The following is a 17,493-nucleotide window of genomic DNA, read 5'->3' on the forward strand; positions in this document are numbered from 1 at the left end:
TTTGCGACTCCAAAAGCTAGTTTTCAAGTCACATTAGTTGCTTTTGCGACTCCAATAGTTAACCAAGCACCCTGTCTAGGTCTTTTGGTAACAAAGTATTTGCACCCTATGAGTTAACACGCAAAGGGATTCGTCACCCAACAGTTGATGTCTACTGTTTAGCTGGTTCGAGCAGATTCTGTTACATTTTTACAAACAGAAAATCGTATTTTACATTTGGAATTTCAAACAACACAGAAATCAGATACTCCCATTCCCTTAAGAATGTTGGATTACTTTGTTAGGTTAGTGCGAAAATATGATGTTCCAATAACGCAGGTAGTAATTTTCTTGCAAGAGACAAGTAAGGAAATCGCTTTTACCGAAGAATATGTAAATGAGATGACAAATCATCGCTATCGTGTTGTACGAATGTGGGAACAAGATTCGGCGTTATTTCTCGATAATCCTGCATTATTACCGTTAGCACCTTTAACACAGACAGATTCACCCCAAGGGTTATTATCCCAAGTTGCCCAGAGTGTTGCTAAAATTTTGGATAGGGAAACAAGGCAGAATATCGCAGCTTACACAGAAATATTAGCAGGTTTGCGATTTGAAAAAGATTTTATTCGTCAGTTATTGAGCGAGGATCTTATGCAGGAGTCAGTGATTTATCAGGATATTTTGCAGAAAGGCGAACAACAGGGAGAACAAAAAGAAGCGGTTAGATTTTGTATATCTTTACTAAATGAACGTTTTGGTGAAATAGATTCGTCAATTATTGAGAGAGTTGAAGTTTTAAACAAGGAAAAGCTAGAAGCTTTAGGAAGGGTGCTTTTGAGAATTTCATCTATAGATGATTTCTTTATTTGGTTAGATGGGCAGGAAAGTAATTAATTTCAGGTGTCGAACAACTATAAAGTGATAAAGTCAGATGTAAAAACGCCGATTTTTTATATAGTTATTTTTCATAAAAATTCAAGTAAATTTAACTTGATTAAAAACATCTATCTAATTTACACCCACTCAACTAAAAAACCTCTCTACGCATCTAACAAACATTTCCACACCCATTCCCAAGGCGGCTTCGTCAAAATCAAATCGGGGATGATGATGTGGATAAGCCAAATCTTTCTCTGGATTCGCAGAACCTAAAAAGAAATAGCAACCAGGAACCTCTTGCAAGAAGAATGACATATCTTCACCAGCCATAGTTTGGCATTCTGGTACAATACCCAACGGGGTTTCTACCACTTCTTCTGCTACAGTTCGCACCAATTCTGCCATCTTCATATCATTAATTACTGGTGGATAAAGTGACCAGTATTCTAAGTCATAATTCGCACCATGACTTTGACAAATTCCGGCAATAATCTGCTCGACACGCTGGTTGAAAAAGCCCTTCAAACTAGGATTAAAATACCTGACAGTAGCACTCATTCTCGCTGTATCAGCAATCACATTTCCCTTGGTTCCAGCATGAAGTTCGCCCACTGTTACCACAGCCGAATCAATAGGATTAACATTCCGGGCGACAATGGTTTGCAAGGCATTGACAATTTGGGCAGCAACTACAACTGAATCCACCGTTTGATGGGGTAGTGCGCCGTGTCCACCTTTGCCCAAAATTTTGCAGTTAAAGGACTCCACAGCTGCCATCAACGCCCCAGCCCGCACACCCACTGTTCCCAAGGGCAAATTATTCCACAAGTGCAAACCAATAATCGCGTCAACATCAGGATTTTTCAGCACTCCCGCTTCAATCATCGGCTTTGCGCCTCCTGGTGATTCTTCTGCTGGCTGAAAGATAATTTTTACTGTACCGGAGAAGTCTTGGAGATGCTGTTGCAGATAATAAGCCGTACCTAAAGCGATCGCAGTATGTCCATCATGTCCACAAGCGTGCATCACTCCATCATGCTGCGATTTATAGGGCACTTCGTTGAGTTCTTGGATTGGCAAAGCATCCATATCCGCCCGAATCGCCAAAACTTTTGGATTTTGGATTTTGGATTTTGGATTTTCGATTGTTTCTGAATCTTGCCCTTTGCCTTTTATGGTGGCAACAATGCCAGTGTGGGCAATGCCAGCTTCATGCTCAATTCCCCATTCTTGCAGCTTTTGTGAGACAAACTCAGCCGTTAGTTTTTCTTGAAAACCCAACTCTGGTTGTTGATGCAATCGCCGCCGCCACTCTACCAATTGCGGTTGCAATGAACGGATTGAAAGTCGGATGTGAGATAGGTCAACAGAAGAAGGATTGGGAAAGGTGGAAACCATTATAAAGACAAGCTAGTTTAAGTAAAGCTAACTTAGGCAGCTAACTTAGTTTATTTTCCTAGTTTATCGTTCTGAATGTGTCAGTGTTTCCCAATCTAAATCTGATGCTACTTGAGCAAGTTTATCTAAATCAGTCAGGTTATCTAAATAGGGTAAGCAGCCTAAAACTGGCGTGTTAGTGAGTGATTGAATCAATTGGGGTGGTGTCCAGTCGGCTATTTCTGCATCTGTTCGTCTTTGTATGCAGTTGAGAACAATGCCTTTAAGATTGATGCGCGATTGTCTAGCTAATGCTACATTCGCCACCGCTTGAGCGATCGCACCCAATCTTACTGGCACTACCAATACCGTTGGTAAACGCCATTCTCCTGCTAAATCGGCTACCGTTAATTCCTCGGTTACTGGCGAACCTAACCCACCCAAAGCTTCTACCAGCACAAAATCACGTTGCGATCGCAATTTAGATAAAGCTTGCCAAACTACTGCTAAATCTACTTGGCAATTTTCCCGCGCTGCTGCGATCGGAGGGGCCAGAGGTGCTTGAAAGTACAAAGGTGTAATTTCTTCTGAAGATTGTTCTAATGTAAATAGCTTTTGATACCACTCGCGATCGCCAATCCCAGATTGAATCGGTTTCATGATTCCCCAGCTATGCTGCGGATAATATTTTTGCCAATAGGCTGCTAACGCTGTTGTTAAAACAGTTTTACCAGCTTCAGTATCAGTTCCAGTAATCAGTAGTGTGTTTAACATTAATTTCTTTGGCCAGAAAATGGTTGTGTTCCATCAGCTGGCGGAAAACTTGGCGTTTCACCAGTGGTCGGAATTGGGGTAGGTGTCTCTGTCGGAATTGGCAAGGGTGTCTCTGTCGGAATTGGCAAGGGTGTTTCTGTCGGAATTGGGGTCGGTGTTTGTGTAAAAATTGGGGTGGGTATCTCTGTTGGAATTGGGGTCGGTGTTTGTGTAAAAATTGGGGTGGGTATCTCTGTTGGAATTGGGGTCGGTGTTTGTGTAGGTATTGGTTTGGCTGGTGTTTCTAATGCAACAGTAAGGCTGTAATTGCTTTCGGGAACTCCTGGAACCAGTGTTAACTCAATAGTATATCTACCAGTAACCAGCAATGGCCCTTTATATGATGTTACTTGTTGAACTTTTTGATCAATTGGTTGTTGATTGGGACTGAAGACTGTTAGCAAAACGCTGCTTCCTGGGTCAATAAACGCAGTTAAATTGTCACCTTCCTGCCCCAGAAAAGTGTAGCGGATGATTTGATTTGTTTTGAGAGTATCTGTAACCGTGGTTGGGTTAGATGCTTTAAGATTGAGCCGCCTACTAGATATAACAGGTTGATCGGGGGTGGGTGTGGATGTGAATGTAGTACCACCAGAAATAACTGGTGAAGGGAAATTTTGTGGAAGCGTCTGTGTTGGTGATGGTTTTGACTGACTGCGGATGGAACTTACCAGCGCCCAAGAACCGAATCCGGCTACGATCACTACAGCAGTGCCAATTGCTGCGATCGCTAAGGGATTATCCAAGACTGAGCTAGTGGAACTTGGTGGAATCACAGGAGCGGGTTGTTTCTTAGGCAAAGCTGCTGGTGGTACTGAATTAGGACGGCGACCAACAGCGATTGTTTGTAAGTTCGATACATTAGAGGTAGGAACACTGGGTTGAGTCAGAGATTGCAGTGCTTGAGATACACTAGCAGCACTTTGATAGCGATCGCTCGGTATATGACTTAACATTCGATTCAAAACCTGGGCAAATCGCGGATTAACTCTTACCCACCGTTGCCAATTCCAAGTTAGTTGGTTTTGGTCAAATAGATCCCTTGGTTCCTTACCAGTCAGCAAAACAATTGCACTCACTGCTAATGCATACAAATCACTGCTAGGATAAGCTCCCCCTGTTTGCATCTGTTCACTAGGAGAGTAGCCTAATTTTCCCACAGTGGTTTTTGGCATTGCGCTTTCTGGCGATCGCAAACGAGTTGCCAGTTCTTTTACCACCCCAAAGTCAATTAACACAGGTTTAGCGTCACTATCTCGCAAAATAATATTTTCTGGCGAGATATCTCGGTGAATAATCCCTCGACTGTGAATATGCTCTAAAACAGGCAACAACAACTGGATAAACTTCAATACTTCAGCCTCTGTGAAAGTTTGACCTACAGCTTGACGTTCAGCCAGCAGAGCTTGGTACGTTTGACCTGCAACGTAGTCCTCCACCAAAAATAAACGTTGCCCTTGCTCAAATCTTTCCCGGAATTTAGGGACTTGTGGGTGTTCAATTTGATATAAAATGGCAGCTTCTCGGTGAAAAAGCTCTTGTGCCTTCTCCCAAGCCAAAGCCTCCGTTGCTGTTGAAATCAATTCCTTGATCGCGCAAAGTTCGTTAAAGCGCCTCTGGTCTTCTGCCAGATAGGTTCTACCAAATCCTCCTTGTCCGAGAATGTGAATTATGCGATAACGGTTTTGCAAGACAGTGCCAACTGTAATGGGTGGTTGCATGATTCAATGATTGAGTGTATTAGCAACTGAGGAGAAAGTCACCCACAAAGATTAAGTCCAAGAGGCGACACAGTTACATGCAGCGATATTTTACCTTACTAATTGGATATACCCCCAGTTAGGAGTATATGCATCACGCTTCAAAGAAGAGGCAGTTATTGCTGGGGGAAAGGACAGTGTTGATTGCTCAAAGGCTTGAAAAAACTGGGTTTTTACTCAGCACTGGCTCAACGCCCCGCTATCCATGTACAGCACTCAGCACTTCGCTTATAACCCACGCTGGGGAGAGTTTGTTCAAATACCCCTATTCTGGAATTTTATTCTCTGAATTAAAACTTAAAATTAAATCTCTAGTTTATTTTTTTCTTGCTAGGATCATAAAATATAATAGGATACACAATGAACACGTAGTCCAGAATTTTCTCGTGTCTAAGAACAAACTTCAACATCACTTATAGTTGTAAATGCTTTACTGTCAGATAGAAATGAGGTACTTAGAAGAAGCAATCTATCACACCAATCTTTGAGAGATTAAGGTTATTTACCTCAACCCTAAAAATTTGAACTATAAACCTAGTGGACGGACTAAATGTCCGTTAAGCTATCAAGAGTTTACTTGCCAAGAAAATTAGACAGTTAGCCAATGATAATTTTATGGAAAAATGTTTAAATTTTGTATGGAAGCTTTAACAAAACTCACAAATGTTTTTTTAGGCGATTTCTCGGTTAAACCTATTAAATCTTTAATGATAATATTGCTATGAATGCACATAGAGGATCGGCTGTGCTCAGTTCTGCAACTTTCAAAGTGCAACCATCTGCAACAGGGCTGACCGATAATCATCGCCTGCGGCTGTTTTCTGGCTCTGCCAATATACAACTGTCTCAAGAAGTTGCTCGTTATGTGGGCATGGACTTGGGGCCAATGATTCGTAAAAGATTTGCGGATGGAGAACTTTACGTTCAAATCCAAGAATCGATTCGGGGTTGTGATGTCTATTTAATCCAGCCATGTTGTCAACCCGTGAACGATCATTTAATGGAATTATTGATTATGGTTGATGCCTGTCGTCGAGCTTCTGCGCGACAGGTGACGGCAGTAATTCCCTACTATGGCTATGCCCGTGCCGATCGCAAAACGGCAGGAAGAGAGTCAATAACCGCCAAGCTAGTTGCTAACTTGATCACCGAAGCAGGTGCCAACCGCGTTCTAGCAATGGATTTACACTCGGCTCAGATTCAAGGCTATTTCGATATCCCCTTTGACCATGTTTACGGTTCGCCAGTATTGCTGGATTATCTAGCAAGCAAACAACTGCCCGATCTTGTAGTTGTTTCCCCCGATGTTGGCGGTGTAGCGCGAGCCAGAGCATTTGCGAAAAAACTCAATGATGCCCCACTGGCGATTATTGACAAACGTCGTCAGGCCCATAATGTCGCCGAAGTGTTAAATATCATCGGCGATGTTAAAGGCAAAACGGCAGTGTTGGTGGATGACATGATCGACACTGGGGGCACGATCGCAGAAGGAGCGCGATTACTGCGTGAAGAAGGAGCGCGTCAAGTATACGCCTGTGCAACTCATGCAGTGTTCTCTCCACCAGCGATGGAGCGTTTGTCCAGTGGCTTGTTTGAGGAAGTCATTGTCACCAATACAATTCCGATACCAGAAAACAATCGTTTTCCACAACTAGTGGTGCTGTCAGTGGCTAATCTCTTAGGAGAAACTATCTGGCGGATTCATGAAGATACTTCAGTCAGTAGTATGTTCCGCTAGCCAATACTACAGACTGTCATTGGTGTTATAAATATAAATTACCCACGCTGAACCCTTGATCCGGTACAGTGTGGGCTTTTATGCGATTTGTTATCGTCGCATTGGTGACCCCAAAACCCCAGACCAACAACTAGTAGTCTATCGCAAAAGTTTTGATAGGTTTGTAGTAAGCACAAAGCATGCTTGAATATTTGAGGACTAAAGTCCTTACTACAAATGTATTTACCACTAGTACAGGTCGGCGGAAATAAACCTACCATTTCATTACGGCCAGAAAGCCCAAAATTAAAGCAGGCGTGAATGCGTGACTTCCCCGTTCGCGCAGCGTCCCCAAGAGTTGGGGCTGACTTTTGCCTTGCGGTACTTACTATGCCCCTACAATAAATATATATCTATCAGGGTTTATGTGAAATAGTATGATTTGCATTTATAGCGTATATCAAAAGAAGATTTTGTATCTTATTGCCAGATTTTTCAGCAATTAATGTCCATAATAAAAGCACTCTACCTCTAATCCAAGAAAGTAAAAAAGCTCCTTAGAGCTTTTTTGATCAAAAACCGTCTCAATCACCACGTTTCGACACATTAACGCATAATGTGAGTTATTTGTATAGTGCCTAAATCTTAGTAGAATATTTTTGCCAATCTAAGTAGGAAGATAGATGGAAGTTTCTGGACGCAATATCAATTACCCACTCAATCCTCCTCCCACTCTTGAAGATTTTCCCGTCCTTCAAACTGAAAAATATACCCTACGCCTAGCGTCAACTGAAGAAGAATTAGAATCAATTTTTCGGTTGCGCTTTGAAGTTTTTAATCTTGAACTAGGCTTGGGATTTTCTGCTTCTAGCTTTACCCAGATGGATATAGATAAGTTTGATGCGGTTTGCCATCATTTAATCATGATTTCCAAACAAACGGGTAAAACTATTGGAACTTATCGGATGCAAACCTATACAATGGCTTCTCAAAGATTAGGCTTTGATGCTGCCGATATATTTAATCTTAATGCGATTCCCAATTCTGTGCTTCAGGCATCAGTTGAAGTTGGACGTGCATGTATAGATAAAGAATACCGCAACAGTCAGGCACTTTTACTATTATGGAATGGGCTAGCAAATTATCTCATCTGGAGTAGAAACCAATATTTCTTTGGCTGTGCATCATTATTAACACAATGTCCTTCACAAGCTACTTGCACTTCTGATTATTTTCGGCAGAATGGTTTGATGCATCCAAGTATTTTGGTGTATCCAAATTCACAATCTTGTCTAGAACTGCCTCCAAATTGTCCAGATTCATGTAATGTTGAGATTCCTAAAATTTTGCAGGCGTACTTGAATATTGGAGCTAAAATATGCAGTCTTCCAGCTATTGACCGACACTTTAAGACCATTGATTTTTTAACGATATCTAATACCAAAGACTTTGCTAGATGGCGTTAAAAAATATTGTAAAAATTTTCTTTTGTCCTAACGATGCTTAGTCACGGCTACAGGATCTATTACGCTATTGCTAGCACACCACACGGACTGTAAAAATAGAGATATTTATGATATTTTACTTCACATCTGCATCTTGGCTATAAAACGAAGGTCAGTTTTGCCGTATTGGATACAACCTTGTGCAATTATTTTGAGAGTTAATAGAAGAGAGATATTTATAGTCAATATTTCAAATCAAATGACTCTCACTCAAGTATATTGGCGATACAGATGAGCAGGTTCAGATATAATAACTAGCGATGTCTACGACGGGCGTAGCTGCGGCACTTCATCCAGTGCGCCTGCCTGACTTGATTATTTTAGACAAATTATTGGGAAAAATTACTTATGCGCCATCTCAAATTTGCTCCGAGTTGGTTGCGATTTTTAATTATTTTTTTATTGGCGATGGGTATATTGTTTCGCTTTTTTAATCTTGACGGCAAAGTTTACTGGCATGATGAAACTTATACTTCATTGCGGATTTCTGGTTACAGAATCGCTGAAGTGAAACAACAAATTTTTAATAATCGTGTCATTAGTGGAGAAAGCTTTGCCCAGTTTCAAGGTGCAAATCAACAAAAAAGCTTAAATGACACAATCATGACTTTGGCAAAAGAAGATCCTTACCATCCACCGCTTTATTACATAATAGCCAGATTGTGGATGGAAATCTTTGGTAATTCGGTGACGGCGATTAGAAGTTTATCTGCCTGCATTAGTTTGCTGGTTTTTCCTTGTGTTTATTGGCTATGCCGAGAATTATTTAATGTGCCATTATCGGTTCCTGGTGTAGCGATCGCACTTATGGCAATTTCTCCAATTCAACTAGTTTATGCCCAAGAAGCACAAGAATATATTCTTTGGTTAGTCACCATATTATTATCCAGTGCGTCTCTCCTGCGAGCAATGCGGCTGGAATCACAAGATAAAGATGAGCCAGTAAAAGAACGACAACGGCCAGATTTATTCGCTATCTGGAGCATTTATGCAGTCAGTTTAGCCATCAGTCTTTATACATGTCTTTGGAGTGCATTTGTAGCACTTGCTCACGGGATTTATGTAACGAGCGCTGCCAAATTTAAGTTTACTGAAACTGTCAGAGCTTATTTATTAGTATCCCTGGTAGGCTTTTTAGCTTTCATGCCTTGGATAACAATTGTGATGGGTTACTTTTTTCAATTTTTAATTTCAGCAGATAAAACTAAAACTCAGGCATTTTCGATGCCTATATTTACATTTTTGCTGATGCAGTTAAGCAGAATTTTTTTTGATATAGACCTAAGCCAAGATAATCCTCTGAACTCTTTAATTCCACCCATATTTTTAATACTGATAGGATATTCAATTTATTTTCTTTGTCTAACAACCAACTATAAAGTCTGGTTTTTTATCATCACATTTATTGTAGTGCCAGCACTACCCTTAATACTCTCAAGTGCAGGTGGCATACAATTATCTACCGAACCATATTTCCTACCAGCTTATTTAGGAATCCAACTAACTGTTGCTTACCTACTAGCTACGCAAGTATATAATGGGAGCGTCTCACGCCGGAGCATTTGGCAGATAATTATAGCATTAGTGATTATTTGTGGACTGATTTCTTCTAAGGTGAGTTCTCAGGCAGAAACTTGGTGGAATAAGGGTATGAGCTATGGAAATCCCCAAGTTGCCCAAATCATCAATCAGACGAGTAGTCCACTTTTGGTTAGTGATGCTTTGGGCAATAATTATGGGAATGTTTTTTCTCTAAGCTATCTTTTGGAACCAAAAGTGCGATTTTTGTTGGTGAACAACCAAAAAATTCCCAACATTCCTGATGGGTTTTCTGATGTATTTTTACTCAATCCCTCAGACACTTGGCGCGCAACAATCGAAAAAAAGTATAACTTAAAGACAGATATTGTTTACAGCGATCAATATTATTCAGTCTGGAAATTGGCTAAATCTCCTAAGTTGCGGCGACGTAATATCTCAATTAATAATAAGTTATCTACCAGTTTATAGCGCTTCTCAGTTGAGTAGGTACTGAATTCCACCCCTAACCCACTCTTCGCTTGCGAGGACGGGACTATAATGTAGCTCATTTAATTAGGAAAAGCTATATAGCAGGACTATTTAATTCTCACCTAGCCCGCCTCATAATGAATTCACCTCTCTTATAGCAAAAGTCGTCTTTAAACGACTGAGAAAATGCAACATTGTCTACAAGCGATCGCAAATTGTTTTGAGTTGATCTTGAGTCTTAATTGGCTCTCGCGGTGCTGGTAATTCGGTATTAGGCCAGTTAGGTAAATCATTGCAGGGGCATAACAACGCCGGCATCCCGACGTTTCGCGCTGCTACTGGCATACTGCAACGGCTGCAAGGTAGCATTTCCCAGGCTGGTGTCAACAGTTGAGCAATGGTTTCATATGTACCCTCTAGGTAACAATCACCTGATTCTGGTGAGAGAATTTTTTGCCAGCACTCTTCAAATTCTTCACTATAGTGATCGCCATTTAGCACCGATTGGGGCAAAAAGCTTGCCTTACCGTTGCTCGTAATCACTTTTTTACCTAACTGAAACCAGTAGGCAAGGTATCCTCTAACTTCTTGTTTGGTTGCCATATTACAATTTTAGATTTTAAATTTTAGATTTTGGATTAATTTGAATCAATTAAGAATCTTGACTCCTGACTTCTCCTTCCCCTCTATTTGGCAATGGGTAACCAAGGATGCTGAGATTGAGAACATGACCACCAGTAACTAAATAAACAGTATTGCTGAGTACACCTAGCTGGCGCACTAAAGAACCCAGGCGATCGCGGAACGCCCTCCCAAGGGGATAAGCTGGTATCACACCCCAACCTACTTCTTCTGCTACAAATAGCATATCAGCAGCAACCAGATCCACCGTCTCTAACAACTCTGCAAGAATGTTTTCCCAGCTAGATTCGTCCTCTTCTAAGAGATTCGCAACCCAAGTTCCTAAAGAATCAACTAAAAGGCAGGTATAAGGTTTGGCATCGGCTAGGGTAGCAGACAGTTCCACAGGTACAGATAGAGTTACCCAGTCTTGGGGGCGACGTTGTTGGTGTTCTAAAATACGTTGATGCCATTCTTGGTCATCTGGGTTATCGGTGGCTGTTGCTACGTAAACAACTGCTTTTTTTGACTGCATGGCCAGAGTTTCCGCCCATTCACTTTTACCAGATCGTGCTGGCCCTGTTACTAAGATGATTTTACCCAAAGTTGTTTCCTGAATATTTTAATAAGAAAGGCAGGAGGCAGATAGCGCAGCGTAAAGCCAACTCTTGGAGAGGCAACGCCTTCGGCATGGCAACGCTATGAGCGAGTCCGCCAGCGTCGGGCAGTTCTTGCTGGAGGTAGACTGCCCTTTTCCTCCTGCGGTTATGACCGCAAGTGACCTTATAGTTTAAGTTTTACACCAAAATCTCCGGGTGGCTTGAGATTAGATGGGGTTGAGAGCAACAGATAAATTCCAACCTTCTACCTTCTGCCTTCTTTAACATGCCTACGGTTGCAATTTATCACCGCAGTTTTTTACTTTATCGGCAAAATTTTTAGTTTCAAATAACTTTTAAGAGATAAAATTAGCACCAGCATCATTGATGTCACAATTGGCAAAAGCCGAAAATCCCAACAACCCCATTCTGAATTATTCAACACCATTGGGGACAGCAAACTTTAGGATGTCTTTATGAACGCAGGCTTAAAACGCATTGAAGCAACTTTACACGATTTAGGGAATCGCGGCACTGCCTCTGCCGCCGAAGCTGGTGATTCGACGACAAAACGGCCTTTTTCCTTTAGAATCAGTGTCGGAGCCAACGAATCCACAGAAAGTACACAAACTCCATCTTCTCAGGAAGAACAAACAGTTGACTTGGGCGTAGATACTGAGAGTGATTATCCTTCTGAACAAAATTTCTTTCCTCACCATGACTCTGTGCAGACTTTTCAAGCACAAGAGGATGGTAGCAAAACACCCAGCCTACCCAAGTTGAAAACTCCGAGCTTTAGTAGCCATCGTCACGGAGCAAATCCAGGATTGGCGATGAATCTATTGCAAGAAATTCAGGAAACTGTGGCAGGTTGGCAAATAGAACTGCAAAATATTTTGAAGCAAATTCAGGATATTTACTTAGAAGGGCCAATTGTCAATGGCTGGTTAGAATCCGATCCCAAGGAACCAGAATCAGGAGGAACCGCAACACTGCGCCATGCAGAAGTTGACCGCCTGATGAACTACGTAGAAGAAATTTGCGCCACTGGTGGGAAAGTATCTTATCAATCATCTATTACTGGCTACCGCCTCTGTGGTATAGACGATACTGGTAAAGTCTGGTCGCGTCCATGTCCAGCAGATCAGGTTCCGAATGTTAGCATGGCGATCGCGCGTTACCAAAAGTTACGTCAACTGTTAGGGCGCAAGCAATCTTTGGAAACCCGCCTGAGTCAACTGGCCCAAACACTTGTAGTTTTACACAGTCATATTCAACAAACGTAAAATTTTAAAGATTATTTCCGAAGAAACTCGGTTGGTGGGTCGGTAATTTTTAGTTTAGATTAACTCTCAGCAGGTGTGCGTTGGATTTAAGATTTTTATCTAAAATCGTTCGACTGAGCCAAGCCGTTCGCGTAGCGTTCCGCAGGAAAGTCCCAAATCTCAAATCCAAAATAAAATCTATGCCAGACACCCAAATCTCTGCCATTATCTGTACCCACAATCGAGATACCTATTTAGGGGCTGCAATTGATAGTCTTTTAGCGCAGGATTTTGCTGCTGACTTTGAAATTGTGGTAGTTGATAATGGATCTAGCGATCGCACTCGTGAGGTTGTAGAACAAAGGGCCCACAATCCGCGCCTGAAGTATGTATTTGAACCCACCATTGGTTTATCTGTCGCCCGCAACACGGGTGCAAAAGTAGCTAGTGGTGATATTCTTGCTTATCTAGATGACGATGCCGTTGCCAGCCCTGGCTGGCTACAAGTTTTATATTTTGCCTATTACAATAATTCTAAACTAGCGATCGCAGGTGGCAAAGTTACTCTCATCTGGCCCCAAGGAATCCAGCAACCACGGTGGCTATCTCCAGGGCTAGCTGCAAATCTCGGTGCATACGATTTGGGTGACAGTATCATCTACATTGAGCAACCTGGCTCAACACCCAGAGGCTTAAATTACTCTATCCGCCGCAGTTTTCTAGAAGAAATTGGCGGTTTTGATCCTCATCTCGGTCGAGTAGGGAAAAATCTATTATCAAATGAAGAACTGCAAATGACCGAATTTGCCCTACAGCGTAATTGGCAAGTCGCTTATCTTCCCGAAGCGCTGGTTGCTCACAATGTTGCCCCAGAACGCCTCCAACGCTCCTGGTTTTTAAACCGGGGCTGGTGGCAAGGTATCAGTGAATGCTATCGAGAACAACTCGCTGGTAAAGCTGGAATCGCTCAATTGCAGCGAGGTAGCGAACGGTTTGTGCGCGGCTTGTATAAGGCATTGCAATATTTTTCTGATCCAGCAGAACGGTTTGACAAACTTGTATATGCTTACGGTCAGATTGGTTACTTAAATGCTGCTATTCAAGGTCTTTTATCCACATCAAATAAGAAATAACCAATAACATAATTTATACTCAATATGTCTTCTAAAATACCAGTTTCTGTATTAATTCCGGCAAAAAACGAACAAGCAAACTTGCCTGCTTGCCTTGCTAGCCTCAGCAGAGCAGATGAAATATTTGTAGTAGATTCTCAAAGTACTGATAACAGCATTGAAATTGCTAAAAGTCACGGTGTAAATGTCGTACAATTCAACTTCAATGGACGCTGGCCTAAAAAGAAAAATTGGTCTTTAGATAATCTACCTTTCCGCAACGAATGGGTACTAATTGTAGATTGCGATGAGCGCATTCCCCCTGAACTTTGGGAAGAAATTGATCAAGCAATTCAAAACAAGGAATATGCAGGTTATTACCTAAATCGCCGCGTCTTTTTCTTAGGAAAATGGATTCGTCATGGGGGAAAATATCCCGATTGGAATCTACGTTTATTTCAACATAAAAAAGGTCGCTACGAAAACCTACATACAGAAGATATTCGCAATACTGGTGATAACGAAGTTCACGAACATGTGATTTTGCAGGGCAAAGTTGGGTATCTCAAAAATGATATGCTCCACGAGGACTTCCGCGACCTTTATCACTGGTTAGAACGACACAACCGCTATTCTAACTGGGAAGCCAGCGTTTATTTTAATATTCTCACAGGTAAAGATGATAGCGGCACTATCGGCGCGAATCTATTTGGTGATGCAGTGCAACGCAAGCGCTTTTTGAAAAAAGTCTGGGTACACCTGCCATTTAAACCCATTTTACGGTTTGTTTTATTTTATATTATTCAACGCGGTTTTTTGGATGGCAAAGCCGGATATATCTATGCACGCTTGCTGAGTCAATATGAATATCAAATTGGCGTTAAACTCTACGAATTACGCAACTGTGGTGGTCACTTAAATACTGCAACTACCCCGAAGGAAGGAGCAGGGGAGCAGGGAAGCAGGGGAGCAGAGGGAGAGCTATTGACCATTGACTCTTAACTAATAACTAATGACCAATGACTAATGACCCTTTCGTAGATTTACGCAAATATGACCAATCTTGGTTTGATCGTGGGCGTCCAGGTTGGTATATTTTATTATGGTGGCTTGTACAAGCGATCGCCTTTCCCCTGACTCCTCAACCGTTAAATATTCTGCGTTGTGCTTTGCTACGACTATTTGGCGCTCGTATTGGCGAAGGCGTACTAATTCGACCCACCGCCCGCTTCACCTACCCTTGGAAAGTTATCATTGGCAACTACAGTTGGATTGGAGATAACGTAGTTTTATATAGCCTCGATCAGATCCACATCGGTGAACATTGCGTAATTTCGCAAAAAAGTTACCTGTGTACTGGTAGTCATGATATCCAAGACCCTACTTTTGGGTTAAAAACAGCGAGTATCACCATTGACAATGGTGCATGGGTAGCAGCAGATTGTTTCGTTGGGCCGGGAGTGCAAATTGGCGCTAATGCTGTGATTGGCGCTCGTAGTAGTGTTTTTACTAATATGCCTTCTGGGCAGGTTTGTTGGGGAAGCCCCTGTCATCCCAAGACGGTTCGGATAAAACTTGATCCCCCCACAAACCCGTGATTTGAGTGCGTTGCAGGGGTAAATGAGCAATCGTACAGAAAGTTCCGCGCTTGGCTGAAAACTTTACTCAATATATTTTGTATTAATAAATACTGCTTTAAGTAAGTATCGTTTCTACCGTATTCATAGTTTATCTGGTAGTATGATTTTTTTGAACTATTTGCAGCCTACAACGATAAGTGGCTTTTTTATCCTTTTGGGAAAAAACTGTCCGGAGTATTAATCAATAATTATTTTTTTAATACAAAATAAATGGTTATTTATAGCTTGAAATAACTCTAAAAAAAATTAATTAATTCATAACCAAAATTTAATAGTAATCTAACTCACACTTGTTGAATTTTATGATGAACTATAGAGCGTAGGTAGAATTGCAGTTTTAAATTTCTTACCAAGAATACTGTAGTTCCCTGTTATAGCAACTGATTGCTAATATTGGCATTTGTAGGGCAGTTTATATATTGGGAATGTTTTTAGAGCTTTAGAAGTTTCAATAAGCAGAGAATTACCATGACTATTTACGGCTCTTAACGCCTTATTACATGTTTAAACTTTTGCCTTGAATTTGCTATAACTCTACATGCTTCAGCGTTTTGTGCAAACTTTTGATTTATCAATAACCTTTATTGATGCCAGTTTTTTGAGCTTAAAGAAGGTTATTTATAATCACCAGTTTGACACTTGATTTTGATTTGATATGGTGTTGAACCGGAAATTAATTTTAAGGAGCAAGACATGGGTTTATATCGCGTTCGCCTGAATAATTTGACAAGTTCAATTTCTGTACTTGCCATCACAATTGGTTTAGTAGTAGGTCAATCCGCTACTCAGAAATCTCTAGCTCAGACCATAGGTAATGGTGTAGGTGCAAGCACTGTAAATGCTTTGTTTACAGGTCTAAAAACAGTCGCTCCGAGCATCACGCTCACATATTCTCCAGTTGGTAGTGGCGCAGGGTTAACAGCTTTTTTCACTCAAACCCCACCAGCTGGTACTCCTGGTCCAATCACTTTTGCAGCTAGTGACGACCCCGTAGCAGGAACAGAAACAGTTACTGGCGGTCGTGGTTACGTCCAAGTGCCTGTGGTAGGTGTCGGAATCACATTAGCTTATAACGCTAATGGTCTTACTGTACCAACAGGTGGAATTAAGCTTTCACGAGCTAGTTACTGTGGTATTTTGAACGGTAGCATCACAAATTGGAACGATAAGAGCATTAGTACAGATAACGGTGGCCAAATAATAGCAGGCAATGTACCCATCAAAGTTGTACGTCGTAGTGACTCAAGTGGTAGCACTTTTGTTTTAAGCAGTCATCTCAATACTGCATGTAAGCCTGCTGCGACTCCAGGTATTCCAGCAGCTTATGTATGGAATAGAGGAGTAGGTACAACTGTTAATTGGCCCACCACTTTCATTGGCGCTACTGGTGGCGGAGGTGTAGCCACTGCGATCGCAGGTACTCCTGGTGCAATTGGTTATGTGGATAGTGCTACCCGTTTAGCTAGAAATCTACCAGCCGCACTCTTACGTAACAAGACAGGTAATTACACTGCTCCCTCAACAGACGCAATAACAGACGCTCTTCTAGGTGGGACTGTCGTCAAATACGGGACTAATCCCACTAACAGGCTGATTAGAATCGATAATTTGAACGATCCAACCCGTCCAAATGCTTATCCCATTTCCACAGCAACTTATTTGCTGTTTTATGACATATACTCAGATGCTACCATAATAAATGGTATTAAAACCTTGAGCAGCTTGTCTTTGGGATCAGTTGCGGATACTTTCGTTGCATCTCTCGGATATGCTCCTCTTCCCGCTCCCATTAAAACGGTGTCTACAGGTGTTGTAAATACTTGCGTAAATACGGTTTTAGGCCCTTCTCCTTGCAATTAGGTTATAAATTGACCTAGCAGCCTGTCGGAGCATAGCTGTTAATTCTGTTTGCAGACTTTAACAGCTATCGGTGGCGTTGTTGAATTTAAGTAGGACTTACCCACTTAAGCCTGAAAAGCTGATCCCTCCTAATAAAAAGGGGGGAACTCTAAAGCCCCATTTTGGCGCTCGTAGTACTGTTTTTACTAATATGCCTTCTGGCCAGGTTTGTTGGGGGAGTCCCTGTCGTCCAAAGATGACTCGGATAAAACTTGCTCCCCCGAAAAACCCCTAATTTTATAGATAAACATAAAATCAAAGTCTCCTCAAGCAAGACGGTAAGTAGCAATGATAGTATATTTATCATGGCT

At 41.6% G+C, this 17,493-nt stretch carries 13 protein-coding genes and 2 pseudogenes; 10 read left to right on the forward strand and 5 right to left on the reverse strand.

Features of this window, described 5'->3' with window-relative positions; genetic code table 11:
* Positions 1 to 165 precede the first annotated feature (165 nt).
* Positions 166 to 879, forward strand: a pseudogene (locus ACFFAP_RS11440) (Rpn family recombination-promoting nuclease/putative transposase); the annotation flags it as partial.
* 129 nt (positions 880 to 1,008) lie between these two features.
* On the opposite strand, the gene ACFFAP_RS11445 reads toward ACFFAP_RS11440, so the two are convergent.
* From ACFFAP_RS11445 to ACFFAP_RS11455, 3 genes are all read right to left on the reverse strand, one after another.
* Positions 1,009 to 2,262 (reverse strand): M20 family metallopeptidase, encoded by a 1,254-nt coding sequence (locus tag ACFFAP_RS11445; RefSeq protein WP_375511327.1) that lies wholly within the window; start codon positions 2,260 to 2,262, stop codon positions 1,009 to 1,011.
* 63 nt (positions 2,263 to 2,325) lie between these two features.
* The gene (bioD, locus tag ACFFAP_RS11450) at positions 2,326 to 3,015 is read right to left on the reverse strand and encodes a dethiobiotin synthase (protein WP_375511328.1); all 690 of its coding nucleotides are present in this window, start codon (positions 3,013 to 3,015) and stop codon (positions 2,326 to 2,328) included.
* Positions 3,015 to 4,775 (reverse strand): protein kinase, encoded by a 1,761-nt coding sequence (locus ACFFAP_RS11455; RefSeq protein ID WP_375511329.1) that lies wholly within the window; start codon positions 4,773 to 4,775, stop codon positions 3,015 to 3,017. The genes bioD and ACFFAP_RS11455 overlap by 1 nt, the downstream gene beginning before the upstream one ends.
* Before the next feature lie 760 nt (positions 4,776 to 5,535).
* Between ACFFAP_RS11455 and ACFFAP_RS11460 the strand changes: the two genes are divergently transcribed.
* The 3 genes from ACFFAP_RS11460 (at position 5,536) to ACFFAP_RS11470 (ending at position 10,046) form a co-directional block, all read left to right on the forward strand.
* On the forward strand, positions 5,536 to 6,552 hold the full coding sequence (locus ACFFAP_RS11460; RefSeq protein WP_375511330.1) for a ribose-phosphate pyrophosphokinase: 1,017 nt from the start codon (positions 5,536 to 5,538) through the stop codon (positions 6,550 to 6,552).
* A gap of 662 nt (positions 6,553 to 7,214) precedes the next feature.
* On the forward strand, positions 7,215 to 7,997 hold the full coding sequence (locus ACFFAP_RS11465) for a GNAT family N-acetyltransferase (RefSeq protein WP_375511331.1): 783 nt from the start codon (positions 7,215 to 7,217) through the stop codon (positions 7,995 to 7,997).
* A gap of 387 nt (positions 7,998 to 8,384) precedes the next feature.
* The gene (locus tag ACFFAP_RS11470) at positions 8,385 to 10,046 is read left to right on the forward strand and encodes a glycosyltransferase family 39 protein (protein WP_375511332.1); all 1,662 of its coding nucleotides are present in this window, start codon (positions 8,385 to 8,387) and stop codon (positions 10,044 to 10,046) included.
* Positions 10,047 to 10,244: 198 nt separating this feature from the next.
* On the opposite strand, the gene ACFFAP_RS11475 is transcribed toward ACFFAP_RS11470, so the two are convergent.
* Together ACFFAP_RS11475 and cobU are read right to left on the reverse strand one after the other, a co-directional pair.
* Positions 10,245 to 10,649, reverse strand: coding sequence for a hypothetical protein (locus ACFFAP_RS11475; RefSeq protein WP_375511333.1), 405 nt, complete (start codon positions 10,647 to 10,649; stop codon positions 10,245 to 10,247).
* 49 nt (positions 10,650 to 10,698) lie between these two features.
* The gene (gene cobU, locus ACFFAP_RS11480) at positions 10,699 to 11,271 is read right to left on the reverse strand and encodes a bifunctional adenosylcobinamide kinase/adenosylcobinamide-phosphate guanylyltransferase (protein ID WP_375511334.1); all 573 of its coding nucleotides are present in this window, start codon (positions 11,269 to 11,271) and stop codon (positions 10,699 to 10,701) included.
* A 471-nt stretch (positions 11,272 to 11,742) separates the two neighbouring features.
* On the opposite strand from cobU, the gene ACFFAP_RS11485 reads away from it, so the two are divergent.
* The 6 genes and pseudogenes from ACFFAP_RS11485 to ACFFAP_RS11510 all read left to right on the forward strand — a co-directional run.
* Positions 11,743 to 12,552 carry a hypothetical protein gene (locus tag ACFFAP_RS11485; protein WP_375511335.1) on the forward strand — a complete coding sequence of 270 codons (810 nt, stop codon included), beginning with the start codon at positions 11,743 to 11,745 and terminating at the stop codon, positions 12,550 to 12,552.
* 179 nt (positions 12,553 to 12,731) lie between these two features.
* Positions 12,732 to 13,664: a glycosyltransferase gene (locus tag ACFFAP_RS11490; RefSeq protein ID WP_375511336.1), complete on the forward strand. Its 933-nt coding sequence runs from the start codon at positions 12,732 to 12,734 to the stop codon at positions 13,662 to 13,664.
* Positions 13,665 to 13,688: 24 nt separating this feature from the next.
* Positions 13,689 to 14,645 (forward strand): glycosyltransferase family 2 protein, encoded by a 957-nt coding sequence (locus tag ACFFAP_RS11495; RefSeq protein ID WP_375511337.1) that lies wholly within the window; start codon positions 13,689 to 13,691, stop codon positions 14,643 to 14,645.
* A gap of 17 nt (positions 14,646 to 14,662) precedes the next feature.
* Complete coding sequence (gene hpsU / locus ACFFAP_RS11500; RefSeq protein ID WP_375511338.1) at positions 14,663 to 15,241, forward strand: hormogonium polysaccharide biosynthesis acetyltransferase HpsU; 579 nt, start codon at positions 14,663 to 14,665, stop codon at positions 15,239 to 15,241.
* Positions 15,242 to 15,976: 735 nt separating this feature from the next.
* Positions 15,977 to 17,143 carry a substrate-binding domain-containing protein gene (locus ACFFAP_RS11505; protein WP_375511339.1) on the forward strand — a complete coding sequence of 389 codons (1,167 nt, stop codon included), beginning with the start codon at positions 15,977 to 15,979 and terminating at the stop codon, positions 17,141 to 17,143.
* A 163-nt stretch (positions 17,144 to 17,306) separates the two neighbouring features.
* Positions 17,307 to 17,417: pseudogene (locus tag ACFFAP_RS11510) on the forward strand (colanic acid biosynthesis acetyltransferase WcaF); the annotation flags it as partial.
* Positions 17,418 to 17,493 lie beyond the last annotated feature (76 nt).

It is taken from the genome of uncultured Nostoc sp. (assembly GCF_964245575.1).
Classification (GTDB): domain Bacteria; phylum Cyanobacteriota; class Cyanobacteriia; order Cyanobacteriales; family Nostocaceae; genus Nostoc.